At 74.5% G+C, this 742-nt stretch carries 1 protein-coding gene; it reads right to left on the bottom strand.

Annotated features, from left to right (window positions below):
- A partial coding sequence (locus tag AC1DY2_RS20310) for a DUF7363 domain-containing protein (protein WP_476764058.1) occupies positions 1-742 on the bottom strand: 742 nt, incomplete at both ends.

Genomic DNA, 742 nt, shown 5'->3' with positions numbered 1-742 from the left:
CCTCGGAGGTGTGCGTGAGCCGCAGCCGCTGGTCGGCGTAGTCGGGGCACACGAAGCGCACCCGGTCGGGTGCCACGGCGAGTTCCGTGGGGTGCGCGGTGTCGTACACCCAACGGGTGAGCCCGTAGGCGCTCAGGAAGCGCGGGCGACCGTCGTCCCCGACGCCGGCGGGCGGGGGCAGGTGCACGATCTCCCACGGGATGTCGAGCTCGCCCGCGGTCTGCACGATCAGCCCGTCGAGCGGGTCGGCCGGGTCGTTCGCGGCATCCCACAGGAACTCGAGCACCTCGGCGCTGAACAACGCCCGCGCGAGGCCCATGCCGAGCTCGCGCAGTCGCCGCGTGCCGTGCTTCGCGCGCGCGTCGCGATCGAGCAGGTCGCCGAGCTCCGACCGGATGCCGCCGATGCGCCGGTACGTGCGGGCGATGAGGTCGCCCTTGTCGGCCAGGTGGGTCGTGCATTCGCGCGCCTCGCCGCCGATCGCGACGCGGATGCGCAGGGTCGAGTCGGTGCCGACGATCGACTCGTCGATGCGGATGCTCGGCAGCGCCACGAGCTCGGGGTCGGGTTCGACGACCTCCGCCGCGACGCCGGCCGGCGACGGTTCGGCCCCCGCGTCGGCCGCGACGACCTCCGCGCAGAGCCGCAGGGTCGCGAGGGGGAGGTCGGCGCCCTGGCGCACGACGAGCGAGACCTCGCCGTTGCCCGGGAACGGTGCGACGACGCGGAAGCGGTGCTCGGC

The sequence above is a fragment of the Agromyces sp. P1_H4 genome, from assembly GCF_056405255.1.
Note: the sequence above shows the minus strand (reverse complement) of the source record. Positions and strands in the feature narration are given on the sequence as shown.